This is a genomic window from Ensifer adhaerens (genome assembly GCF_000697965.2).
GTDB lineage: Bacteria > Pseudomonadota > Alphaproteobacteria > Rhizobiales > Rhizobiaceae > Ensifer > Ensifer adhaerens.
Genome location: NZ_CP015881.1, coordinates 1,280,506 through 1,303,990, shown reverse-complemented (window position 1 = coordinate 1,303,990; position 23,485 = coordinate 1,280,506). Strand labels below are relative to the sequence as shown.

Here is a 23,485-nt window from a genome sequence, read left to right as displayed (position 1 = left end):
CGATCCCGCCGCTTGCCGGAGATGAGATTGACTGACCCAACGCTGCTCGACGCCTTTCGTCAGCCTGCGGCAATCGGATGGGCGCGCGGTGACCCTGCGGGTCGATGCCCGCGGACGCCAGACGGCGCCTGTCGCCGGCGAGGCGGCGAACAGAATTTGCTTTGATGACATGAAAGAGGCCTGACATGACCAAGGAAGTTGAATGGGCGCGCATGACCGCGCCGAGCCTGCGCGAAATTGCCGGCAAACCGGGGGCGCTTGCAATCCTGCCGATCGGCTCGCTGGAGCAGCACGGCCCGCACCTGCCCGTCATCACCGACACCGCGAGCGCATCGGCAGCCGCGATCCGCGCGGCCCGGCTGGTGGCCGATGACATTCCGGTCGCCGTTCTTCCGGGTTTGTGGACTGGCATGAGCGAACATCACCTGCCCTTCGGCGGCACGATCACGCTCGATTACGATACGCTGAGCCGCGTCCTCCGCTGCATCGTCCGCTCGCTGAAGACGCTCGGCTTTCAGCGCCTGTTCATTGTCAATGGTCACGGGGGCAACATGGATCCGCTGGCGGTCGCCGTGCGCGAACTGGCGGTCGAGTTCGCCATGCCGATCGTCGCGACGACGCCGTGGATGCTGGCGACGGAGGAGGCATCAAAGATCTTCGAAGTCGACACCGGCGCCCACCATGCCTGCGAAGGTGAGGCCTCTGTCATGCTGGCGATCGTGCCGGACGCGGTAAAGACCGAGATGTTCGGTCAGGCTTTCGGTAACCAGCAGCACCCTGTCGACGTGCCGGCGGACGTGTCGCGCTTCTATTCCTTCTCCGAGCGCGCGCCGGTTACCGGCACCTGGGGCGATCCGCGCAGCGCAACCGCTGCAAAGGGCGAGCGTTTCCTCGATCTTCAGGCGAGCGAACTGGTGAAGCTGATCCGCAACGACGTGCTCTGGACCACGCCGGATCCGGTCTGGACCCCCGGCCGCGGGCTCGGCACCACGGCCGGCAGGGCCGAATGATCCTTCCGGCGCCATCGGCCGGCACTCGAATTCCATTCCTTCAGGGAGGACAGACCAATGAACGTGAAATTCGCGCGGACGCGCAACACCCTTGTAACGCTCTTCGCTGCCACCATGCTTTCAGGCGCCGCGCTGACGCCGGCCATGGCAAAGACGCTCGTCTATTGCTCGGAAGGCGCGCCGGAGGGCTTCGACGCGGCACTGTACTCGGCTAACAGCACCTGGGACGCGTCGGCCGAGACGGTCTATGACCGCCTCACAGAATTCGAGCCCGGCACCACCAATGTCGTCCCGGGCCTTGCCGAAAGCTGGACCATTTCCGCCGACAATCTCGAATACACGTTGAAACTGCGCGCGGGCGTGAAGTTCCAGACGACGGACGATTTCACGCCGACGCGTGATTTCAATGCAGACGACGTGCTCTTCACCTTCAACCGGCAGATGGACAAGGACGATCCGTGGCATAGCTATTTCGCCGGCGCGAACTGGGAAATGTTCAACGCGATGGAGATGCCGGCGGCAATCAAGGAGATCGTCAAGGTCGATGACAGGACCGTCAAGTTCGTACTGAACCAGCCGGATGCGTCGCTGCCGTCGAAGCTCGCGCTGAACTTCGGCTCGATCGTGTCGAAGGAATATGCCGACAAGCTGGCGGCAGACGGGCGGCGCGAGGACCTCGACCGCAAGCCGGTCGGCACCGGACCGTTCCGCTTTGTCGACTACCAGCAGGACGCGGCGATCCGCTTTGCCGCCAACGCCGACTATTGGGATGGCGCGCCGAAGATCGACAATCTCATCTTCGCGATCACCACCGACCCGACCACTCGCATGCAGAAGCTTCAGGCGGGCGAATGCCATATCGCTCCGTATCCGGCACCGGCCGATATCGCCAAGCTAAAGGCAAATCCGGACCTCAACGTCATGGAGCAACCGGGCCTCAACGTTTCCTATCTGGCGATGAACACCTTGGTCGCGCCGTTCGACAAGCTGGAGGTGCGCCGCGCCATCAACATGGCGATCGACCGGAAAGCGATCGTCGAGTCCGTCTATCAGGGCATGGGCCAGATGGCCAAGAGCGTCCTGCCGCCCACCATGTGGGGCTATAACGGCGGGATTGAGGGCTATGGCTACGATCCGGAGGCGGCCAAGAAGCTTCTCGACGAGGCCGGCGTCAAGGATCTGAAGATGAAGATCTGGGCAATGCCCGTTAGCCGCCCCTATATGCCGAATGCCCGCCGCGCCGCGGAACTGATGCAGGCGGATCTTGCCAAGGTCGGCATCGGTGTCGAGATCGTCTCCTACGAATGGGGCGAATACCTCAAGAAGTCGCGGGACAAGGCGCGCGACGGCGCAATCATCCTCGGCGGCACGAGCGACAATGGCGACCCCGACAACCTGCTCAGCTACTTCTTCAGCTGCTCAGGCGTCGGTGGCAGCAACAATGCCAACTGGTGCTACAAGCCACTCGACGAGATCTTCCAGAAGGCCCGCGCCAGCTCGGACCAGGGCGAGCGGACGAAGCTCTACGAAGAGGCCCAGGCGATCATCAGCGATCAGGCGCCCTGGGTTCCGATCGCACATTCCACCGTCGTGCTGCCGATGTCGAAAAAGGTGAAGAACTACGTGATGGAGCCTCTGGGCTCGCATCGCTTCGACAAGGTCGACATCGAGGAGTAACTCACCCGATCCGGGCTGGGCGCGAGCTCGATTTTCTCGCGTGACTTAGGCGGGCGTTCGTCCCGTCCCGCCCGGGGCGCTGGAGATTTCACTCTCCAGTGGTCCCCGGGGGGGCGGGTGAACGACCGCGACAATGCCCGGCTGGCGGCGGCCAACGGCAGGGCGTTGATCGGCCTGTTCCAGTGACTACATCTTGCAACTCCCCAGTGTGGAGCGCAGCGGATACAGAGCCGTGCGCCCTGTACGGAACCGCGGAATACCCGAAGCGAGGAAGTCTGCGCCTGCCGAGGCGCCGCCGGTTGGCCAAGTGTTGCTGCTCACCCGACCGGTGCTAGGGGGACAGTAGAATCGGTCGTGTGGAGATCAGAAGCGGAAGTTCAGGCCCGTCTTGATCGCGTGATTGACCAGATTGTTCGAGCCCTTCACGCCACCGATCGTGGAGTCCACGCCGTTGAAGCGGGTCTGGGTATATTCGACCTTGCCGGAGATGTTTTCGGTAAATCCCATCTCTGCGCCCGCACCATAGGTCCAGCCCGTGTGCCAGCGATCGCGTGAGGTTACGGTGCCGTTGCCCTCGAAGCGGGCGGTGGTGACGCCCACCGTGCCGTAAAGCAACACGTTGTCGAGTGCGTAGCCCGCCTTGGCCCTGGCCGTACCGCTCCAGGTCTGCTGCAAGGCGCCGCCTTTGCCAACCTGGTACTGCAAGCCGCCGGCGCGCGCCGCCTCGATCTCACCACCGATCACGAAATCGCCGAACTGTTGATTGTAGCCGACCTGGACGCCGCCGTTGATCTTGTTCTTGCTGCCCTTCTGGTTCGAGGAGCCGGTGCCGATGTGGCCGCCCGCATAGGCCCCCGTCCAACGATCCACATTGGCAAAGTCGACGCCCGAATTGTTGAAATCAGCGGCCTGTGCGGTCGAAGCGGCTGCGGCAACGGTCAGAGCAAGCGCGGCCGTCTTGAAGTTGAGTGTCATCGATCGTTTCCTTTATTGTCGCGGACCGGTCCGGCCCGTTCAATGCGATCGGTTTGCCTCATCTGCTTGCAGGTCCCGCGCAGAGTTCATCCGGTTTTCATGGAGAGAGTACGCTTTGCGAGCCTCTGCTCCCGCAATCTGTCGGCAAGGCGATTTCGAAGGTCATGCCGCCGAACTCGTTTCGCTTCGCGCTGGTCGAACCTCCATGGGCCTCGGCGATCGCGCGAACCACCGACAGGCCGAGACCGCTGCCGCCACTTGCCCGGGATCGGGAGTCATCCGCGCGCCAGAACCGATCAAACGCGTGCTCGATGTCGACGTCGGACATACCAGGGCCGGAATCCTGGCATTGGAAGATTGCCTCCGAACCTCTCATCTTCGCCACGATGGAGAGCCGGCTTCCGGACGCATAGCGGGTGGCATTGTGCATGATCGCAAGCAAGGCCTGTCGCACTTTGCCGCGATCAAGCATCATCGGCGCCCGACTGAGGTTGAGCGATACCGGCATCCCGGCCTTGTCGAACTCGCCGAGCATCGCGGCTACGGCGGTCTCGACCTCTTCGCCCATGTCGCCTGGCTCCAACCGGAGCTCCAGCCGCCCTACATTCGAGAGCGCCAGGATGCGGAGGTCCTCGACGATGCCGGTCAGGTGATCGATCTGACCGATCAAACCATCGTAAAGCTCGGTGGTTGGCTTGAAGACGCCGTCGCGCATTCCCTGCAGGCGGCCGCGCAGCACCGTCAGCGGCGTTCGCAGCTCATGGGCAATGGCGTTGTTCTGGTACTGCAACTCCTTCTCTGCGTTCTCCAGCAGTTCAGCCATCCGGTTGAAATGGTCGATCACATCGTCGACCTCCCCCAGTCGTCTTGATCGAACGGGCACGCGGTGGAGAAATTTCCCATCGCGATCGCCTTTGCGGCATCGCGGATGAGCACCAGTGCGTTCACGATCCGGTGGCTGAGGCGACCGCCGATGATCGCAGCGATGATGAGGCTGACGGTGAGCACTGCGGCCATAACCAGGAGCTCGACCAGGGTGACCGGCTCGAGGACCGCGTCGGGGTGCGTCAGATAGAGGACGTACATGTAAATGAACGATCCCGACGTCAGCACCCCAATGGTGGCCGTCACCGCCAGAAACATGTGTTTCGTCAGAAGCCAGCTGAAGCCTCCGATCGCCCATTCCCGTTTCCTGGGACGGCTGCCCGGGGTTGGGCCGAAGGTAAGGTCTGTCGTTTGGGGATCGCTCATGGTGGTTCTCGGAGTTTCTCTGCAAGTAGCGGCGCAACCGGCAGGCACAGGATTCGTTGAGGCCGTGTGTGGGTTGCGTGGAGAGAGCGCCGAAATCGGAGGAACAATCGTTCGAGGGATTTAGCTTGTCCGGCGCAATCACGGCCGGCGGCATCGGTTTGCGGTGCTTTGCAAAGAATCTGTCGGGCAAACGCACAGGTTGCAGGTTGTCCTGCCGGGAGCGCGCGCAGGTAGGCTTGTTGGGGCGTCTAGCCGGCAACCTGCAGGGCCGGGACCCCATCTGCAGACAGGAAGGCATCACCCATTGCAGACCCTTGCAAAGATTCTTGCATTGCCATTATTGACGGCACGGAAAATTGCAGGAACGATGGATCCTGCAAATGAACTTGCGGGGACGTCATGACGATACTCGATCGCATTAAGACGCATTCCAGGCGGCTTACCGATGCGGATCAGAAGCTGATCACCACCATGCTGGAAAACCGGGCGGAGGCCGCGTTCCTGTCGGGCCCGCAGCTTTCCCAGCGCGCCTCCGTTCATGAGGCCACCGCCACCCGGCTGGCGCAGAAGCTTGGCTACAAGGGCTTTCCGGACCTTCGCGCGCAGCTGCAGCGCGAGGTGCTGGACGATCAGGACGCGGCCAACCGCATGCGCCGCTCGGTCTCGAAGGTCGAGCATGGCGACTACCTGACCGATCTGATTGCGGCCGAGATCAGCGCGCTCGAAACGCTCGCCCGGTCCGTCGAGCAGACGGATATCGACAGGGCCGCGGACATGATTTTTTCCGCACGTCGCGTCTTCATCTTCGGGCAGGGGCATGCGCAATCCGTGGCCGGCTTCCTGCAGCGTCGCCTCGATCGCTTCGGCATGACCACGATCCAGCTGACGGGGCGCGGCCGGGACATCGCCGAGCGCCTGGTCAGCATGGAGGCAGGCGACCTCATCGTGGCGCTTGCCTTTCGCAAACAGCCGCAAAGCTACGCCCCGCTGATGCGGCATGCGGCACGGGTCGGTGCGCCCTCGATCCTCGTTTCCGATCTGGTCGGGCCGCTGATGGAGCCCGCTGCCGATCTGATGCTTGCAGCGCCGAGGGGACGCTCGGGCAGCGAATTTCAGACACCGACGATCCCGTTTGCGATCGTCAACGCCATCGTGCTGACGATCGCCGGCCGCCACCAGGGGCAGGTGATCGGCAGGCTGGAGAAGCTGTCGGAGTTGTTCAACGACTTCGACTAGAGCGCCTGCGTTCACAAGAACGCACAAAGGACGTTCTAATACTTTGATTCTAGAGCATCTTTCCGCCCGCAAGTGATCCCACTTGAGGGCAGAATGCTCTAGCGGGGAACTATAAAGGGAGGAGAACGAAATGCTGAAAAAGCTGACCAGTGCCGCACTTGCCGCATGCTTTGCACTGCCATCCTTGACGATGGCGTCCGATCTCGACGGGCTGACGCCGCAGCAACTGCTGCCGCTCGCACAGAAGGAGGGAAGCGTTACAGTCTTCTCGCTTTCGAGCCGCATCGCCAAGATCGAAAAGGCCTTCGAAGAGACCTATCCGGGCATCGACCTCATCGGTCTCGACATGAGTTCGACCAAGCAGATCGCGCGTGTCGAAGCGGAGCAACAGGCCGGTGTGCATGCTGTCGACGTGCTCTATATCGCCGATACGCCTGTCGTGTTCACCAAGCTTCTGGAGGGGAAGCGGATCGTGAACTACGTGCCGCCGCGGGTCGCGAACGAACTGGAGGACCGCTACAAGGCGCCGCTCCTGACCCAGCGCCTCTCCACCAAGGTGCTGATGTACAACGAGAAGGCTTTTCCTGATGGTTCGCCCGTCAGCAATCTCTGGCAGCTCACCCAACCGGAATGGCAGGGAAGGGTGCTGATGGTCGACCCGAGCCAGCGTGGCGAATTGCTCGATCTCCTGACCGAGATCGCGCTGCATCCAGACGAAATGGCCGCCGCCTACAAGGCGCATTTCGGCAAGGATATCGAAGTCGAAAGTGATCTTCAGGGCGCCGGTGAGCAGTTCATCAAGGACCTCTTCGCCAACGACCTGATCCTGGTTCCCAACAGCGACGTGCTCAACAAGTCGGTGGGAGACGTCAACGCCAAGAATCCGCCGGTCGGTTTCGGCACCTATTCCGACCGTCGTGACAACGAGAAGGAGGGCTGGGCGCTGCAGATCGCCAACAATGTCGAGCCGGCCAACGGCATCCTGTTTCCGGCGGTACTGACGGTCGCAGACAAGGCGCCGCATCCGGCGGCCGCTCGGTTGCTGATCGACTTCATGTTCGGCGACGATACGCCGACCGGCGGGGCGGGCTTCGAGCCCTTCAACGTCCCCGGCGACTACGCGACCCGCAAGACCATCGCCCACCATCCGGACTCGGTGAAGCTCGATGACTTAAAGGCCTGGACGATCGACCCGGCAAAGACGGCCGCCGCGCGCGGGCGCATTGCCGACCTGATCATCACGCTCCAGTAACGGAAACCGTCTGTCGGCACGCTTTTCCAAAACGCGTGCCGACAGACGCCGAGGCTCTGACATGACATCCCTATCGATATCCGCACCATCGGGCAGCCGGCTGCTCCGATCGGGCTTCCTCTTGCCGGCAATTCTCGTCGCCATCGTCGCGATCCTGGTCGTCGCTCCGCTCTTGCGCATCCTCTTCACGACGCTGACGCCTGAGGGCATGGCGGCCTGGAAGGCCGTGCTCGCCAGCCCGCTCTCGGCCAACCTCTGGTGGCGGCCGCTCCTCAATACCATGATCCTCGGTTTCAGCGTCGGCGCCGGCTGCCTGCTCATCGGCGGCTTCCTTGCCTGGCTTGTGGTGCTGACGGACGTGCCGGGCCGCCGCTTCCTCGGCCTGATGGCGTCGCTGCCCTACATGATCCCGAGCTTTGCCGCAGCCCTTGCCTGGGGCACGCTGTTTCGCAATTCGCGTCTCGGCGGTTCGGCCGGCTTCTTCGAAACCAGCGGCCTTGCCATTCCCGACTGGCTCGCCTGGGGGCTCATCCCGACGGCGATCGTGCTGATCGCGCACTATTATTCGCTCGCCTATACGATCATCGCCGCGGCCTTGAGTTCGGTCGGCGCCGATCTCGTCGAGGCAGGCCAGATGGCCGGCGCCAAGCGCCCGCGCATCTTCTTCGGCATCATCCTGCCGGTGGTCACGCCGGCGCTGATTGCCGCGGCATCGCTGACCTTCGCCGGTGCCGTCGCCAATTTCGCGGCACCCGCTTTGCTCGGCCTGCCGGTGCGGATGCAGACGCTTTCTACCCGTCTCTTCGGCATGATCGAGACCGGGCAGAACGAACGCGGCTTCGTGCTTGCGCTGCTGCTCATTGCAGTGTCGGCACTGTTCCTGTGGCTCTCCGATCGTATCGTCTCCGGTCGCAAGGCCTTCATCACGGTGACCGGCAAAGGCGGGCGGACCAAACGCTTCCCGCTTGGCGCCTGGCGCTGGCCACTCTTTGCCATCGCCGTCATCATCGGGTTTCTGACCACGGTGCTGCCGGTCCTCGTGCTGGCCGCGTCGAGCCTGGCACCGCAGAGCGGCGCGCTGTTTTCCAACTGGACGCTGCACTTCTGGATCGGCGAAGGTGGCGGCGAGATGGCGCAGGGGCAGGCGGGTATCTTCCGCAATCCGGTGCTGATCGACGCGATCTGGAACACGATCCGTCTCGGGTTGGTCGTCGCCTTCACCACGATGCTGCTCGGTCTTGGGCTGGCCTATACCATCGTCCAGCGCCGCGGCAGCCTGCTCGCGACGCTGCTGAGCCAGCTCGCCTTCCTGCCGCTTCTGGTGCCGAGCATCGCCTTTGCCGCGGCCTATATCGCGCTCTTCGGCGCGCCGATCGGGCCGCTGCCTTCGCTCTACGGCACCTTCGCCCTGCTGGTCATCGCGGCATCGGCGCACAATCTGCCCTTTGCCGTGCAGTCGGGGCGGTCGGTGCTCGGCCAGATCTCCGCCGACATCGAGGAAAGCGCCCGGCTGACGGGTGCGGGACTGATCCGTCGCCTGTTCGCGATCATCTTTCCCCTCGCGATCCGGGGCCTCTTTGCCGGCGCGATCCTCGTCTTCGTCAAGATGGTGCGGGATCTCTCGCTGGTCGTGCTGCTGTTCACCGCCACCTCGCCGGTCTTGAGCATGGTCGCCTATCGCTATGCTGCGGAAGGCTTCCTGCAGTTCGCCAATGCCATCACCCTCGTCATCCTCGTCGTCTGCCTGGCTGCCTCCTTCGTGGCCCACAGCCTGCAGAACCGTGTCCAGAAATGGAAAGCACCATGAATGCTTTAGCAACCGGCACTGCGGACGCCATCAAGATCCGCAGCCTCGTCAAACGCTTTGGCGCCTTTACCGCCGTCAAGGACGTCAACATCTCGGTACCGGCGGGGTCCTTTCTCGTGCTCGTCGGCCCCTCGGGTTGCGGCAAGTCGACCCTTCTGCGCATGCTGGCCGGGCTTGAAAGCCCGAGCGAAGGCGAAATCGCCTTCGTCGGGCAGACCGTCTCGAGCGGCGCGGGCGGCGTCATTGCCGACGCCGGCAAGCGCAACGCCGGGCTCGTGTTCCAGAGCTATGCGCTCTGGCCGCACATGACGGTCGCCGGCAACATCGCCTGGCCGCTGAAGGTCGCCAGATGGCCGCGCGACAAGCGCGAGCAGCGTGTGCGGGAAGTGCTTTCGCTTCTCGGCATCGACACGCTTGCCGAACGGTATCCGGCCGAGATCTCCGGCGGCCAGCAGCAGCGCGTGGCGATCGCCCGCACGATCGCGCCACAGCCGAGCATTCTTTTGTTCGACGAGCCGCTGTCGAACCTCGATGCCAAGCTGCGCATCGAGATGCGCAGCGAGCTGATGCGCATCCACCGGGCGACGGGGGCGACATCGGTCTACGTCACGCACGACCAGGTCGAGGCGATGACCATGGCGACCCATGTCGCCGTGCTCAACAACGGCCGCGTCGAACAGTTTGGCAAGCCGATCGATCTCCTGCGCAATCCGCAGACCACCTTCGTTGCGACCTTCCTCGGCACGCCGCCGGCAAACCTGATACCGGTGCACCGCGCCGGCGACGGCCTCGTCTTCGGCGATATGGTGCTAGCGCCGGCTTCCGTGGCGGCCGGCCGCGACGATGCGCAACTGCTCTTCCGTGCCGAAGACGTCAGCGTCGGCGCGGTCGCCGGAGCACCGTCGCTTATGGCCCGCTTTGCCGAAGCAGCACCGATCGCGGGCCGAACCATGGTGACCGCCATGGTCGGCGACCTGCGCGTTACGGCCATGGCCGACAGCTACTTCACCGCCACACCGGGGGAGCCGATCCCCCTTTCCTTCATTCGCACCCCCGATGCGGTTTTCGCCGCCACCGGAGAAAGGATCCAACAATGAGGCTCATCCTCATGCGCCACGGCGAAACCCAGTGGAACGCCGAACAACGCCTCCAGGGACAGGACAACTCGCTCCTGTCCGAGCGCGGGGTCGCGCAGGTGAGGCGGTTCCGCCCCTACGCCAAGGCGTTGAAGCCGGTTCGCATTATCGCCTCCGATCTCGGCCGCACCCGGCAGACGGTCGCCCTCATCGGTCACCCGGACGCGCCGACCGACGAGCGCTTCCGCGAATTGGACATGGGCGAATGGACGGGACGGCGCAAGCCGGATCTGATCGCCGAGCGGCCGGAAGAATATGCCGCATGGCGCGCCGGTACGTTCACGCCGGCCAACGGCGAAACCTGGGGCGCCTTTCGCGGCCGCGTGGCCGAAGGCGTGCATGACTGGATGTCGCGCACCGAAGGGGACCTGCTCGTGGTTGCCCATGGCGGCGTGGTGCGCGCCGCCTGCCACGAATTCCTCGATCTTCCCCCGTCGCGCGTCGTCCCCGTCACGCCGGGGACGGCGACCATCCTGCATTTCCCGCGGCGCGGCAGCATGACCGCGCAGCTGGAGGGCTACAACATCGGATCTGTCGCACCCGACGACTTCGTCGCCGACTGATACTTGCGGCGAGGGGCATGAGATGAACTCCGGAACATTCGTTATCCTGGAACTTCTGGGTGGCGTGGCGCTGCTTCTGTGGGGCGTTCGCATGGTGCGCACTGGCGTCATGCGCGGCTGGGGCGACCGGCTGCAGCGCTTTGTCGAAGAACGCCTGTCGAACCGGCTTACCGCCTTCGGTGGCGGGGTCCTTGCGACCGCCGTGCTCGGCAGCGCCACGGCCATGGCGCTGATCGTTGCCGGGCTTGCAGGCGCCGGTGCGATTTCGGCCCAGACCGGGCTCGCCGTCCTGCTCGGGGCGGATAACGGCTCCGCGCTCGTCTCCGGCCTCTTTGCCTCAGGCTCGTCGCTTGCCGGCGTGCTCGCTCCGCTGTTTCTCCTGACCGGATACATCGCATTCAGCGTATCCGGCGAATTCCGACCGCGTAACGCCGGCCGCATCCTGATGGGCCTCGGGCTGATGCTGATGGCCTTGAAGGTGATCGTGTCGGCGCCCGCGCCACTGCGCGAAGCCACGCTTTTCCACGATGTCCTGCAGGCGGTCGCGACGGAGCCCGTGCTTGGCTTCCTCGTCGGTGCAATGCTTGCATGGCTGTTCCACTCGACGCTTGCCGTCATCCTGCTCGTCGCCTCGCTCCTGATGAACGGCAGCCTCGAAGTCGCCGGCGCCGTCCCGCTTATCCTCGGAATCAATTTCGGCGGCGGACTTCCGGCGGTCAGCGCCACGCTCGACCAGCCGCCATCTGCCCGCAAGCTGCCGGTCGCCAATCTCTTCTGCCGCGGGCTTCTGGCCGTGTCGCTGCTGCCCTTCGCGCGGCAGATCGTCGATATTGCCGGCCGTCTACCCACCGATCCGTTGCATGTCGCGGTCGGTCTTCACGTCACCTTCAACCTGGTCGTTGCGGCCGTGTTCCTGCCGCTGTCGTCGTTCGTCGTGAACCTTGTGGAACGGCTTGTCCCGCCAGCGCCGGTCGTTGGCGATCCCTTGACGTCTCCGCGCTATCTCGACAGCATGTCGCTGGAGACGCCGGCAATCGCGCTCAGCAATGCAACGACCGAAACGATCCGCATGAGCGAATTGCTGGAGCGCATGTTCCGGATGGCGCTGACGTCGTTACAGGCCGGCAGGCTCGAAAATCTGAAGGAACTGCTGCCCGTGGATGCACGGCTCGGCAATTACATGGCGTCGGTGCACGCCTATCTCGGACAATTGACACAGGACGGGTTGCCGGCCGGAGAGACGAGCAGAGCCCATGAGATCATGTTGTTTGCGAGCAATCTCGAACATGCGGGCGACGTCATCAAGCTAAGCCTTGCCGATCGCATCAGGGCGAAAATCAAGCAGAACATTCAGTTCACCGTCAGCCAGCGTGCGGCGATCGAGGCGCTCTCGGAGGTGATCGTGGCCTCGTTGCGATTGTTGCCTGCGGCCCTCTCCTCCCGCGACGTCGCGGCCGCATCGCGGCTCGCGGCCCAAAAGGACCGCTTCCGTGAACTCGAAGATGAAATCGTGCGCCGGCATCTCGGCGGCGAGCATGTGGAGACGGCGGCCGGTGCGAGAGACAATGCCCTCTTCATCGACCTCGTGCGCGACCTCCACCGGATCAATTCCGATATCGCAGCCGCCGGTTATCCGCTGGTGCAGGCCGCAGGCCTGTTGAGCAGCAGCCGAATTCTCAACGTCGGAGCGGTTGCCGGAGCGAGATGATCGCAGAGGCGATGTCGATCGGCCAGGCGCTGCTAGAGCTTGGCTGAGACCGCTGTCGCCGCCTCTCGGATAGTCTGCATCAGCAGAGAAAGGGCGAGCGGCGGCACCGCGTCGGCGCGCATGGTCAGGCCAACAGGACCTTTCGTTTCGCTTGTGTCGATCGGCAGGATTGCGATCGTGCCATCGTCGACATCGGCGGCGACGACACCGGCGGAGATGATCCAGATCGCATCGCTCGCCCGCACGAAGGCCCGGCCGAAGGCGTCGGACACTGTCTCGATCTGGTTCGGCAGACTGGCAATACCATTTGTGATCAGGAAGCGCTCGACGAAGGGGCGGATGATCGAGGCGCGTGTCGGCATCAGGACCGGGAAGTCGGCGAGCCGCGCAAAGGTGGAATGGGCGCCGGCAAGCAGCGGATGTCCAGCCCTGACGGCAAAGACCACCTGTTCCGAGTAGAGATGCTCGAAGGAAAAGCCGGTCATCTTTTCCGGTGCCGCAAGCCGCCCGACGACCAGATCGAGATCGCCGACGCGCAGCTGTTCGAGGAGGACTGCATTCTCGCCGGTGACGATCTTGATGCGGGCGCCGGTCTCCTCCTTGAGAAACAGCGTCATGGCGTGCGGCATGATGCGTGTCGAGACGGTCGGCAGCGCTCCGATGCGGACCGGAACGCCGTCGCCGGACCGTTCCTGCGAGACCGAATCGAGCCCTTGCCGAAGCGCCGTCAGCGCCGCACCGGCGTGGCGCAGGAACACCTCGCCATAGCGTGTTATCTTGATGCCGCGCCCGTCGCGCTCGAAGACCGCGACGCCAAGCACCTCTTCGAGTTCGCGGATCGTCTTGGTCACGGCCGGCTGGCTGACATGCAGCAGCTCGGCCGCCTTCATCACGCTCTTCTGCCGGGAGACCTCGACAAATGTCTGTAGATGGCGAAACTTGACCCGGGCGTCGATCATGGAATTCATAACCCTCAAGTTAATGAAATGCCATGAAATATCATTTTACCTAACCAGATTAAATATCCAATTTGGTGGCGGAGGAGAGAGCCCGTGCAGTTTGCCCGTATCAACGACATTACGATCCACTATCAGGTGATCGGCGCCACCGGCGACCGGCCGGTGCTGGTTTTCGCCAATTCGCTCGGCACGGATTTTCGCATCTGGCGCGATGTCATCGTCCGTCTTGCCGGCGATTTTGCCATCGTCCTCTACGACAAACGCGGCCATGGCCTCTCGGATATCGGGCCCACACCCTATGCGATCGAGGACCATGCGAACGACCTTGCCGGCCTGCTCGACATGCTCTCGGTCAAGCAGGCGATCATCTGCGGCCTCTCGGTCGGCGGCCTGATTGCGCAGTCGCTCTACCAGCGACGGCCCGCTCTGGTGCGGGCGCTCGTCCTTTGCGACACGGCGCACAAGATCGGCACGGCCGAGACCTGGGCCGCACGCATCGCGGCGGTAGAGGAACACGGCATCGAGGCGATTGCCGATAGCGTGCTCGAGCGCTGGTTCACGCCGGCGTTTCGCCGCCCGGAAAACATCGCCTATGCCGGCTATCGCAACATGCTCGTCCGTCAGCCTGTAACCGGATACGTCGCCACCTGCGCCGCCATCCGCGACGCCGACTATACCGAGGCGGCAGCCCGCATCGCCGTGCCGACGCTTTGCGTCGTCGGCGATCAGGACGGCTCGACGCCGCCGGATGTCGTGCTTGCCACCGCCCGCCTCATTCCCGGTGCGCGCTACGAAGTCATCCGCGATGCCGGTCACATTCCCTGCGTCGAAAACCCGGAAGCCTTGACCGCGGTGCTGCGCGCCTTCTTCGAAATTGCAATGCATGGAGACAGGACCCATGAGTGACGCTTCTGCGCCCTCCGATCGCTATCGCCAGGGCATGGCCACGCGCCGTGCGGTGCTCGGCGACAATCACGTGGATCGGACGCAGTCGGTTTCTACCGAATTCGACCGCCCCTTCCAGGAGCTGATCACCGAAGCGGCGTGGGGCCATGTCTGGTCGCGGCCGACCTGGACGAAGCGTGAGCGCTCGATCGTGACGATCGCGTTGCTCGCAGCCCTCGGCCAGGATGACGAGGTTGCCATGCATGTGCGGGCGACCGCCAATACCGGTGCGACCCGCGAGGATATCTGCGAGGCGCTGCTGCACGTGGCGATCTATGCCGGCGTGCCGGCGGCCAACCACGCGATCAAGATCGCCAAGCAGGTCTTTGCCGAGATCGATGCCGGCACGGCGGCCTGACGGGAGGAAGCGATGTCCGATAGAACCAATGGAAAGCCGGAGACGGGCGCCTTTTTCCCACGCGACCGTGGATGGCATGCGCCGGCGCTGACGCCGGGCTACAAGACCTCGGTGCTGCGCTCGCCTCAAAAGGCGCTGCTTTCACTCGACGGCACGATTTCGGAAATTACCGGCCCGGTCTTCGGGCATTCGGTCATCGGCGAACGCGACAACGACCTCATCCACAATTTCGCCAAGCCCGGTGAGAGCGCCATTGGCGAGCGCATCATCGTGCATGGCCGCGTGCTCGACGAGCGTGGCCGCGCCGTGCCTGGGGCGCTGCTTGAATTCTGGCAGGCCAATGCCGGCGGCCGCTACCGCCACAAGAAGGAAAGTTATCTCGCGCCGCTCGATCCGAACTTCGGCGGCTGCGGCCGCACGATCACCGACGCGGAAGGGGGCTACGCTTTCCGGACGATCAAGCCCGGTCCCTATCCCTGGCCGAACGGCGTCAACGACTGGCGTCCGGCGCATATCCATTTCTCGGTCTTCGGCCATGGTTTCGCGCAGCGGCTGATCACCCAGATGTATTTCGAGGGCGACCCGATGATCTGGAAGTGTCCGATCGTCAACACCATCCCGGACCGCCAGGCGGTAGAACAATTGATCGCCCCGCTCGACTGGGCAAACACCATTCCCTTCGACGCACGGGCCTACAAGTTCGATATCGTGCTGCGGGGACGCCGCTCGACACTGTTCGAGAACCGGCTGGAGGGCAACTGATGGTTCAGCAACTCGGCTACCTCAAGGAGACGCCCTCGCAAACGGCCGGGCCCTACGTGCATATCGGCCTCACCCCGAACTTCTGCGGCATCACCGGCGTCTACGAGGCTGACCTCGGATCGCGGATGGTGAACGCTGAGACGCGTGGCGAGCGCATTACTATCACCGGACGGGTGATCGACGGCGCCGGCGCGCCGTTGAAAGACGCACTCGTCGAGATCTGGCAGGCGGATGCCGCCGGGCTCTACAATTCGCCGACCGAGATACGCGGTGCTGCGGACGCAAACTTCACCGGCTGGGGGCGCTGCGCAACGGGCGCCGAAGACGGGGTCTTTTCCTTCGAGACCATCAAGCCGGGGCAGGTTCCCTACAGCAACGACCGGAAAATGGCGCCGCACATCACCTTCTGGATCGTCGCGCGGGGCATCAACATAGGCCTTCACACCCGAATGTATTTCCCGGACGAGGCGGCAGCCAACGCTGCCGATCCGCTGCTTGCGCGCATCGAACATCGCCATCGCGTCGCGACGCTTGTCGCGACCGGAACGACGCCTAATTATGTCTTCGACATTCACCTGCAGGGTGAGAAGGAAACGGTCTTCCTCGACATCTGAACAGGAATGTCACGCCTGGATATGGAGTGCCGCATGGGCGGCATTCAGGGCAGCAGGTGGCATTTCGTTCGGCGAGCCGCATCCGCGACCAGAAACGGGGAAATCATGACCTATTCCGCCTTCGACCACCCTTATCTTTCCGGGTTGCTGGGGGATGAGGCGGTTGCCGCCGAGTTCTCGGCTTCCGCCGATATCCATGCGATGCTCGCCTTCGAGGCGGCGCTTGCGCGGGCCGAGGCCGTGCACGGCATCATTCCGGCCAAGGCTGCCGATCGGATCACCGAGGCGTGCCGCGCCTTTTCGCCCGACGTCAGCGCGCTGAGGCGGTCCGTGGCGGCCGACGGGGTGGTGGTTCCGGAACTCGTGCGACAGTTGCGATTGATCGTCGGCGGCGAGGCGGCAGACTATGTGCATTACGGCGCCACCAGCCAGGATGTCATCGACACCAGCCTGATGCTCAGGATGAAGGCGGTGGCCGAGCTTTTCGCCGTCCGGCTCGGCAACATCGTCACGGTGCTCGAGGAGTGCGACAACGAATGGGGCGAGCGCGGACTGATGGGGCGCACCCGTATGCAGGCGGCGATCCCGATCACCGTGTCGGACCGGCTGCGCAGCTGGATCGAGCCGCTGCTCGATCACAAGGACCGGCTGGAAGCCATGGATCGCGATCTCTTCGCCGTTCAGTTCGGCGGCGCCGCCGGGACGCTGGAGAAGCTCGGTGACCGGGCGGACGACGTGCGCGCGACGCTTGCCGAAGAACTCGATCTCGCCGACTTTCCGCAATGGCACAGCCAGCGCTCGGAGGTGGCGGACTTCGCCAATGCCCTGTCGCTGGTCACGGGCAGCCTCGGCAAGTTCGGCCAGGACATCGCCTTGATGGCGCAGCAGGGGGACGAGATCGAGCTTGCGGGTGGCGGCGGATCCTCGGCAATGCCGCACAAGCAGAACCCGGTGGCAGCCGAAGTTCTGGTGGCGCTCGCGCGGTTCAACGCGACCCAGCTTTCCGGCATGCACCATGCGCTGATCCACGAACAGGAGCGTTCCGGCGCCGCCTGGACGCTGGAATGGCTGATCATGCCGCAGATGGCTGGTGCGACGGCGGCAGCGCTTCGTCTGGCCGGCGAAATCGTGGGCAACATACGCCGGCTTGGCCGCGCCTGAGCGGGCTGGTGACGCGATCCCTCAGCGGGCCGCGCGCAACATCGAGCGGTAGCGCACCTGGCTGTTCTTGAGGTGCTGGCGCATGGCGCTGCGCGCCTGCTCCTCGTCTCCATCCTGGATGGCGATGAGGATCGCCTCGTGCTCGGCGATCAATCGCGACAGCTCCGCAGACGCCAGCACGGTTTCCTCGCCGCTCTCCGAAACCGCTCGGCGGGGAATGAGCGCCGTGCCGAGCATCTGCAGGAACTCGCTGAAGCGCGGGTTGTTGGTCGCCTGGGCGATCGCCAGATGGAAGTTGAAGTCGGGCTCCGCCGTCGGCCGCCCCTGCGCGGCGCTCTCGCAGAAACTGTCGAACGCTTCGGCGATCTTTTCTTCCTGGGCCGGCGAACGGCGAAGGGCGGCAAGCGCTGCGGCATCGCCCTCGACGGCGGTCCTCAGTTCCAGCATTTCGATCAGCGAAGAGACGCGCGCAAGATCGATGCCGTGGAACGGCAGCGGGGTCGAAGGCGCAGGCTCCAGCACGAAGACACCGATACCGTGCCGCGCCTCGACAAGCCCGCCGGAGCGCAGCGCCGCGATCGCTTCGCGCACGACCGTGCGGCTCACGCCGAATTCCTGCGTCAGCTGCGCTTCCGAAGGCAGGCGGTCGCCAGGCTTGTAATGCCCGGCGCCGATCTGGCCGCTGAGGGCGTCCGTTACCTTGGCCACCAGCGTCTTGCCTTGAGAGGCGGGGGGTTCGGAGGCGGTGACGTTGCTCATGGGAATGGCCGTTTCTGCGACTTGGGTGCTTTGTGTCTGGATACGCCATTGCCGATCAAGGGCGCAATCCATGGCTGGCTGCAATGCGCGGGAACCAAGGGTGATGTCTCAATAAATCGGATCATCGACGAAGGCGCCGCCCTGATAGCGCACGAGAGAGTCGCCCGGCTGCGGCGTGGGGGTGTTTTCAGCGACTTTCTGACGGAAAACTTCGGCATTGTCCTTCGGGCGCCAGCCGAGCCAGGAAACATGCGAATTGTCCCACCAGCCGGCGTCGTTGGCCGAGGCGCCCCAGATGACCGGGCAACCGAGAACCGGCACACGGAAGACGGCCTCCGTCAAGGATACGAAGTCGTCATGAGAAAACCAGGTGGAGAGCATGCGATAGTTGACGGGCTCGGGCAGGCAGGAGCCGATGCGGACCAGGGCGGTCTCCTGGCCGAACTTCTCGAAATACATGCGCGCCAGCGCTTCGCCGAAGCACTTCGACACGCCGTAGAGCCCGTCGGGCCGGTAGGGCGCGTTCGGGCCGAGCCGTTCGCCTTGCGGATAGTAGCCGATCGTGTGGTTGGTGCTGGCAAAGAGGATGCGCGGCTTGTTGTTGGCGCGCGCCGCCTCATAGAGATTGTAGAGGCCGAGAATATTGCCGTCGAGGATTTCCGAGAACGGACGTTCGACCGAAATGCCGCCCAGATGCACGATCGCATCGCATCCGACGACAAGCTCGTTGACGGCGCCCCGGTCGGCCAGGTCGCACTGAACGCATTCCTCGTTTTCACCCGGCGGATCGAGCGGCGCGCGATCTGCTAGACGGATCGTCCTTCCCAATGGCGCCAGCCTTTCGCGCATGACGCGGCCCAATTGCCCCGCCGCGCCGGTGATCAGAAGTCGTTCCATCGCCTGTCCCCCCAAGCCGGTGCAGGCGCTCACCGCGATCGATGCGCCCACATATCATATGATATCCGCTAACATATAATACATCTCTATTGCAATGCTTTCGCGAGGAGGCGATTTTGTTAAGGAGCGATCTCTTGGCGGCGTTTGGTGCCGAATTTCGGCCTTATGGCGTCACGTCGCTTTCGAAGTACAAAGGCGACCCACAGATCTTATATGATGACTTGTATTACGACATATTGACATGTGTGTGATGACTTGCTTAGTAGGCGCGTCGAGTTTTAGGGAGGACCCGCACGAAATGAACCCTGAGCAGATCAAGGCCGCGCTTGGATCGGGCCTGCTTTCGTTCCCGGTGACGCATTTCGATGCGGAGGGTCGGTTTGCGCCGGACAGCTATCGGGCGCATGTCGAGTGGCTGGCCGGCTACAAGGCCCCGGTTCTGTTTGCGGCCGGTGGCACCGGCGAGTTCTTTTCGCTGAAGCCGGACGAGATCCCCGGCATCGTCAGGGCGGCCAAGGACGTTTCCGGCGACACGGCGATCGTATCGGGCTGCGGCTATGGCACGGAGATGGCGGTCGACATCGCTCGTTCGGTCGAGCGCGTCGGTGCCGACGGCATCCTGCTTCTGCCGCACTATCTGATCGATGCGCCGCAGGAAGGGCTTTATGCCCATGTGAAGAAGATCTGCCAGTCGGTCGGCATCGGCGTCATGGTCTATAATCGCGACAACGCGGTGCTGCAGGCCGACACGCTTGCAAGGCTGTGCGACGAATGCCCGAACCTGATCGGCTTCAAGGATGGCACCGGCGACATCGGGCTGGTGCGCCAGGTCACCGCCAAGATGGGCGACCGGCTGATGTATCTCGGCGGCATGCCGACGGCGGAACTGTTTGCCGAGGCCTATCTCGGTGCCGGCTTCACCACCTATTCCTCGGCCGTCTTCAATTTCGTGCCGGGCCTTGCCAATGAATTCTATGCCGCCCTTCGCGCCGGCGAGCGCGCCACCTGCGAGCGCATCCTCAACGAGTTCTTCTATCCGTTCATGGCCATCCGCAACCGCGCCAAGGGCTATGCGGTGTCGGCGATCAAGGCCGGCGTGCGGCTGCAGGGTTTTGATGCCGGTCCGGTGCGTGCGCCGCTGAAAGACTTGACCGAGGAGGAAGTCGCCATGCTCGACGCGCTCATCGGTGCGAACAAGCGTCAGAAATGAGCGTTTTGCGAGGATAGCCCATGAAGATCGTCGCCGTCCGCACCCACCTTCTCGAACATCGGCTGGCCGTGCCGTTCGAAAGCGCCTCCATGCGTTTTGACCGTCGCGCCCATGTGCTGGTCGAGATCGAGTGCGACGACGGCACGATCGGCTGGGGCGAGTGCCTCGGCCCGGCGCGGCCGAATGCGGCGGTGGTTGCGGCGTACACGCCCTGGCTGATCGGCCAGGACCCGCGCCAGACGGAAAAGCTCTGGGCGATCCTCTACAACGCGCTGCGCGATCAGGGGCAGCGCGGGCTTGCGATTACCGCCCTTTCCGGCATCGATATCGCGCTCTGGGATATCAAGGGCAAACATTATCGTGCCTCCGTCTCCATGCTGCTTGGCGGGCGCTGGCGCGAGAGCGTGCGCGCCTATGCGACCGGCAGCTTCAAGCGCGATGGCGTCGACCGGGTCTCCGACAATGCGCTGGAGATGGCCGAGCGCCGGGCGCAAGGCTTCCATGCCTGCAAGATCAAGATCGGCTTCGGCATCGAGGAAGACCTGCGTGTCATTCGTGCCGTGCGCGAGGCGATCGGCGACGAGATGCGACTGATGATCGACGCCAACCATGGCTACACCGTCACCGAGGCGATCCGGCTTGGCAAGGCGGCGGCCGACTACGACATCGACTGGTTCGAGGAGCCGGTCGTGCCGGAACAGCTTTCCGCCTATCGCGCGGTCAGGGCCGGCCAGCCGATCCCGGTTGCCGGCGGCGAGACCTGGCATGGCCGCTATGGCATGTGGCCGGCGATCGAAAGCCGTGCCGTCGATATCCTGCAGCCGGATCTCTGCGGCTGCGGCGGTTTTTCCGAGATGGCGAAGATCACGAGCCTTGCGACGCTGCACGGCGTTGGCATCGTGCCGCATGTCTGGGGCACGGGCGTGCATATCGCTGCCGCGCTGCAGTTCATGGCGGCGATGACGCCGGATCCGGTGCGGGTCAACCCGATCGAACCGATCCTGGAGTTCGACCGGACGGAAAACCCGTTCCGGCAGGCGGTGCTGAAGGCGCCGATCGAGGCGGTCGACGGTGTCGTTGCCATCCCCGATGCGCCCGGCCTTGGCATCGAGATCGATCGTGACGCGCTCGCCAGGTTCAAGATGCCCGAGAGCGCGCAATGATCGAGCGAACCCTCACCGGCCGCCCGCCTGAACCGCGCTTGCCGACGGGCACGGTCGACGCGCAGATGCACATGTATCTGCCGGGTTATCCATCGCTTCCCGGCGGCCCGCCTTTGCCGGTTGAGCCGTTGCCGGATGCTGCCGCCTACCGCCAGGTCATGGACTGGCTCGGCATCGACCGGGTGATCATCACCCAGGGCAACGCCCATCAGAAGGATAACGCCAATCTGCTCGCCTGCCTGGCCGAGATGGGCGATGTCGCGCGCGGCGTCACCGTCATCGACGAAACCACGTCCGACGCGGACATCGGCGCGCTCAGCGACGCGGGCGTTGTCGGTGCCCGTATCATGGATCTGCCTGGAGGGGCGGTGGGGCTCGATGCGTTGGAAGCGGTCGATGCGCGGGCACATGCGGCAGATTGGATGATAGCCGTGCAGTTCGACGGCAACCGGCTGCTCGACCATCTGCCGCGGCTGGCGCGCATCCGGTCACGCTGGGTGCTCGATCACCACGGCAAGTTCTTTGCCGGCGTCGATCCGGATGGACCGGAGATCGCGGCTCTCTTGAAGCTGATCGATCGCGACAATGTCTGGTTCAAGTTCGCCGGCGTCTACGAGAGTTCGCGCGACGGGTGGCCCTATGAGGATGTCGCAGCCGTCTCCAGGAAGATCGCCGCGCATGCGCCAGAGCGCATCGTCTGGGGCTCGAACTGGCCGCACAACATGATCCGCAAGACGGAAGACTATCCCGACGATGCACGGCTGGCAGACCTCGTGCTCGGCTGGCTTCCGGACGAACGGGCCAGACATCTGGCTCTCGTCGAGAACCCGGAACGCCTGTTCAAGCTGCCGGCCTTCGCCGCGGTGTAGTTGCCGCGGGTGCTGGGAGGCGCCCGTGGAACCCACAACATGGAGATTTCGCATGCCGGCCCGGATGGGCAGCAACCCGGTCTTGGGAGAGGCCGAAGCACGACTAGAGGAGGAAAACATGAAGAAAATTGCAAGCATGCTTTGCGTCGCCATGGGGCTGGCGTTTGCCGGCACAGCGGCGCAGGCGCAGGAAATCACCCTGCGTTCGGCCGATATCCATCCGGATGGCTACCCGACCGTCGATGCGGTCAAATACATGGGGCAATTGCTCTCCGAGCGCACCAACGGTCGCATCAAGATCGAGGTCATGAACAACGGCGTTCTCGGCGGCGAGAAGGACACGATCGAACAGACCCGCTTCGGCGTCATCGACATGAACCGCGTCAACGCAGCACCCTTCAACAACCTCGTCAAGGAGACGATGGTCCTCGGCATGCCTTTCCTGTTCCGCTCGACGGAACACATGCACAACACCGTCGACGGCCCGATCGGCGACGAAATCCTCGCAGCCTTCGAACCGCATGGCTTGATCGGTCTTGCCTTCTACGATAGCGGGGCGCGCTCCTTCTACACGACCAAGAAGCCGATCGAGAAACTGGCTGACCTGAAAGGCCTGAAGATCCGCGTGCAGCAATCCGATCTCTGGATCGCGATGATGCAGGCCTTCGGCGCCAACCCGACGCCGATGCCGATGGGCGAAGTCTATTCCTCGCTCGAGACGGGCGTCGTCGATGGTGCCGAAAACAACTGGCCATCCTACGAATCCGCCCGCCATTTCGAGGTGGCCAAGAACTATTCTCTGACCGAACATTCGCTCAATCCGGAAATCCTCGTCATTTCCAAGACGAGCTGGGACAAGCTCTCGCCTGAGGATCAGACGCTGCTTCGCCAAGCGGCCAAGGACAGCGTCGGCAAGATGCGCGAGCTTTGGAGCGCGCGCGAAAAGGCTTCCGAGGAGAAGGTCCGCGCTGCCGGTGCCAACGTGATCAAGGTCAACAAGGAGGAGTTCTCAGCCGCGATGGGGCCGGTCTACGACCAGTTCGTCAGCGACCCGAAGCTGAAGGACCTTCTCGAAAGGGTAAAGGCGGTCAAGTGACAGCGGTGAGGCCGGCTCCGGGATCGGGGCCGGCCTTTTCAACTGTTTACCGGATCGCCTTTGCGGAGGAGGAAGAA

General features: G+C 63.8%; 23 protein-coding genes. 17 read left to right on the top strand and 6 right to left on the bottom strand.

From position 1 onward, the window contains the following. The first annotated feature begins 185 nt into the window (after positions 1 to 185). Entirely contained in the window at positions 186 to 1,010 is an 825-nt protein-coding gene (locus FA04_RS25615; RefSeq protein ID WP_034801818.1) for a creatininase family protein, read from the top strand. Positions 1,011 to 1,067: 57 nt separating this feature from the next. Then, positions 1,068 to 2,687, top strand: coding sequence for an ABC transporter substrate-binding protein (locus FA04_RS25610; RefSeq protein WP_082936567.1), 1,620 nt, complete (start codon positions 1,068 to 1,070; stop codon positions 2,685 to 2,687). Between the two features lie 363 nt (positions 2,688 to 3,050). On the opposite strand, the gene FA04_RS25605 is transcribed toward FA04_RS25610, so the two are convergent. The 3 genes from FA04_RS25605 to FA04_RS35695 all read right to left on the bottom strand — a co-directional run bounded on the left by FA04_RS25605 (position 3,051) and on the right by FA04_RS35695 (position 4,913). Continuing rightward, positions 3,051 to 3,662 (bottom strand): outer membrane protein, encoded by a 612-nt coding sequence (locus FA04_RS25605; RefSeq protein ID WP_034801816.1) that lies wholly within the window; start codon positions 3,660 to 3,662, stop codon positions 3,051 to 3,053. A 97-nt stretch (positions 3,663 to 3,759) separates the two neighbouring features. Further along, the gene (locus FA04_RS35700) at positions 3,760 to 4,506 is read right to left on the bottom strand and encodes an ATP-binding protein (protein ID WP_051659595.1); all 747 of its coding nucleotides are present in this window, start codon (positions 4,504 to 4,506) and stop codon (positions 3,760 to 3,762) included. Beyond that, on the bottom strand, positions 4,503 to 4,913 hold the full coding sequence (locus tag FA04_RS35695; RefSeq protein ID WP_051659594.1) for a HAMP domain-containing protein: 411 nt from the start codon (positions 4,911 to 4,913) through the stop codon (positions 4,503 to 4,505). The genes FA04_RS35700 and FA04_RS35695 overlap by 4 nt, the downstream gene beginning before the upstream one ends. A 399-nt stretch (positions 4,914 to 5,312) precedes the next feature. On the opposite strand from FA04_RS35695, the gene FA04_RS25590 reads away from it, so the two are divergent. From FA04_RS25590 to FA04_RS25565, 6 genes are all read left to right on the top strand, one after another. Further along, positions 5,313 to 6,149: a MurR/RpiR family transcriptional regulator gene (locus FA04_RS25590; protein ID WP_034801814.1), complete on the top strand. Its 837-nt coding sequence runs from the start codon at positions 5,313 to 5,315 to the stop codon at positions 6,147 to 6,149. Between the two features lie 130 nt (positions 6,150 to 6,279). Continuing rightward, positions 6,280 to 7,401, top strand: coding sequence for an ABC transporter substrate-binding protein (locus tag FA04_RS25585; protein WP_034801812.1), 1,122 nt, complete (start codon positions 6,280 to 6,282; stop codon positions 7,399 to 7,401). A gap of 61 nt (positions 7,402 to 7,462) precedes the next feature. Continuing rightward, the gene (locus FA04_RS25580; RefSeq protein WP_051659593.1) at positions 7,463 to 9,208 is read left to right on the top strand and encodes an ABC transporter permease; all 1,746 of its coding nucleotides are present in this window, start codon (positions 7,463 to 7,465) and stop codon (positions 9,206 to 9,208) included. Beyond that, positions 9,205 to 10,305 (top strand): ABC transporter ATP-binding protein, encoded by a 1,101-nt coding sequence (locus tag FA04_RS25575; RefSeq protein WP_034801810.1) that lies wholly within the window; start codon positions 9,205 to 9,207, stop codon positions 10,303 to 10,305. The genes FA04_RS25580 and FA04_RS25575 overlap by 4 nt, the downstream gene beginning before the upstream one ends. Continuing rightward, positions 10,302 to 10,907, top strand: a complete 606-nt coding sequence (locus FA04_RS25570) for a histidine phosphatase family protein (RefSeq protein ID WP_034801808.1) — start codon at positions 10,302 to 10,304, stop codon at positions 10,905 to 10,907. Before FA04_RS25575 ends, FA04_RS25570 begins: the two co-directional genes overlap by 4 nt. A gap of 22 nt (positions 10,908 to 10,929) precedes the next feature. Next, positions 10,930 to 12,615 carry a Na/Pi cotransporter family protein gene (locus FA04_RS25565; RefSeq protein WP_034801807.1) on the top strand — a complete coding sequence of 562 codons (1,686 nt, stop codon included), beginning with the start codon at positions 10,930 to 10,932 and terminating at the stop codon, positions 12,613 to 12,615. 32 nt (positions 12,616 to 12,647) lie between these two features. On the opposite strand, the gene pcaQ is transcribed toward FA04_RS25565, so the two are convergent. Further along, positions 12,648 to 13,574 (bottom strand): pca operon transcription factor PcaQ, encoded by a 927-nt coding sequence (gene pcaQ / locus FA04_RS25560; RefSeq protein WP_034801846.1) that lies wholly within the window; start codon positions 13,572 to 13,574, stop codon positions 12,648 to 12,650. A gap of 93 nt (positions 13,575 to 13,667) precedes the next feature. Between pcaQ and pcaD the strand changes: the two genes are divergently transcribed. The 5 genes from pcaD (at position 13,668) to FA04_RS25535 (ending at position 17,414) form a co-directional block, all read left to right on the top strand. Continuing rightward, positions 13,668 to 14,480 (top strand): 3-oxoadipate enol-lactonase, encoded by an 813-nt coding sequence (gene pcaD / locus FA04_RS25555; RefSeq protein WP_034801805.1) that lies wholly within the window; start codon positions 13,668 to 13,670, stop codon positions 14,478 to 14,480. Beyond that, entirely contained in the window at positions 14,473 to 14,877 is a 405-nt protein-coding gene (pcaC, locus tag FA04_RS25550; protein WP_034801802.1) for a 4-carboxymuconolactone decarboxylase, read from the top strand. The genes pcaD and pcaC overlap by 8 nt, the downstream gene beginning before the upstream one ends. A gap of 12 nt (positions 14,878 to 14,889) precedes the next feature. Then, a complete protein-coding gene (gene pcaH, locus FA04_RS25545) occupies positions 14,890 to 15,639 on the top strand; it encodes a protocatechuate 3,4-dioxygenase subunit beta (protein WP_034801800.1) in 750 nt (249 codons plus the stop codon). Continuing rightward, positions 15,639 to 16,253 carry a protocatechuate 3,4-dioxygenase subunit alpha gene (pcaG, locus tag FA04_RS25540; RefSeq protein WP_034801798.1) on the top strand — a complete coding sequence of 205 codons (615 nt, stop codon included), beginning with the start codon at positions 15,639 to 15,641 and terminating at the stop codon, positions 16,251 to 16,253. The genes pcaH and pcaG overlap by 1 nt, the downstream gene beginning before the upstream one ends. Positions 16,254 to 16,358: 105 nt before the next feature. Then, positions 16,359 to 17,414 (top strand): 3-carboxy-cis,cis-muconate cycloisomerase, encoded by a 1,056-nt coding sequence (locus FA04_RS25535; RefSeq protein WP_034801796.1) that lies wholly within the window; start codon positions 16,359 to 16,361, stop codon positions 17,412 to 17,414. 21 nt (positions 17,415 to 17,435) lie between these two features. On the opposite strand, the gene FA04_RS25530 is transcribed toward FA04_RS25535, so the two are convergent. Then, positions 17,436 to 18,173, bottom strand: a complete 738-nt coding sequence (locus tag FA04_RS25530; protein WP_034801794.1) for a FadR/GntR family transcriptional regulator — start codon at positions 18,171 to 18,173, stop codon at positions 17,436 to 17,438. 108 nt (positions 18,174 to 18,281) lie between these two features. After that, positions 18,282 to 19,070 carry an NAD-dependent epimerase/dehydratase family protein gene (locus tag FA04_RS25525; protein ID WP_034801792.1) on the bottom strand — a complete coding sequence of 263 codons (789 nt, stop codon included), beginning with the start codon at positions 19,068 to 19,070 and terminating at the stop codon, positions 18,282 to 18,284. Positions 19,071 to 19,368: 298 nt separating this feature from the next. Between FA04_RS25525 and kdgD the strand changes: the two genes are divergently transcribed. The 4 genes from kdgD to FA04_RS25505 all read left to right on the top strand — a co-directional run bounded on the left by kdgD (position 19,369) and on the right by FA04_RS25505 (position 23,408). After that, positions 19,369 to 20,280 (top strand): 5-dehydro-4-deoxyglucarate dehydratase, encoded by a 912-nt coding sequence (gene kdgD / locus FA04_RS25520; protein ID WP_034804438.1) that lies wholly within the window; start codon positions 19,369 to 19,371, stop codon positions 20,278 to 20,280. A 20-nt stretch (positions 20,281 to 20,300) separates the two neighbouring features. Next, positions 20,301 to 21,443, top strand: a complete 1,143-nt coding sequence (locus FA04_RS25515; RefSeq protein ID WP_064817042.1) for a mandelate racemase/muconate lactonizing enzyme family protein — start codon at positions 20,301 to 20,303, stop codon at positions 21,441 to 21,443. Then, the gene (locus FA04_RS25510) at positions 21,440 to 22,312 is read left to right on the top strand and encodes an amidohydrolase family protein (protein ID WP_234798783.1); all 873 of its coding nucleotides are present in this window, start codon (positions 21,440 to 21,442) and stop codon (positions 22,310 to 22,312) included. Before FA04_RS25515 ends, FA04_RS25510 begins: the two co-directional genes overlap by 4 nt. Positions 22,313 to 22,430: 118 nt before the next feature. Continuing rightward, a complete protein-coding gene (locus tag FA04_RS25505) occupies positions 22,431 to 23,408 on the top strand; it encodes a TRAP transporter substrate-binding protein (protein WP_034800059.1) in 978 nt (325 codons plus the stop codon). Positions 23,409 to 23,485: the final 77 nt, after the last annotated feature.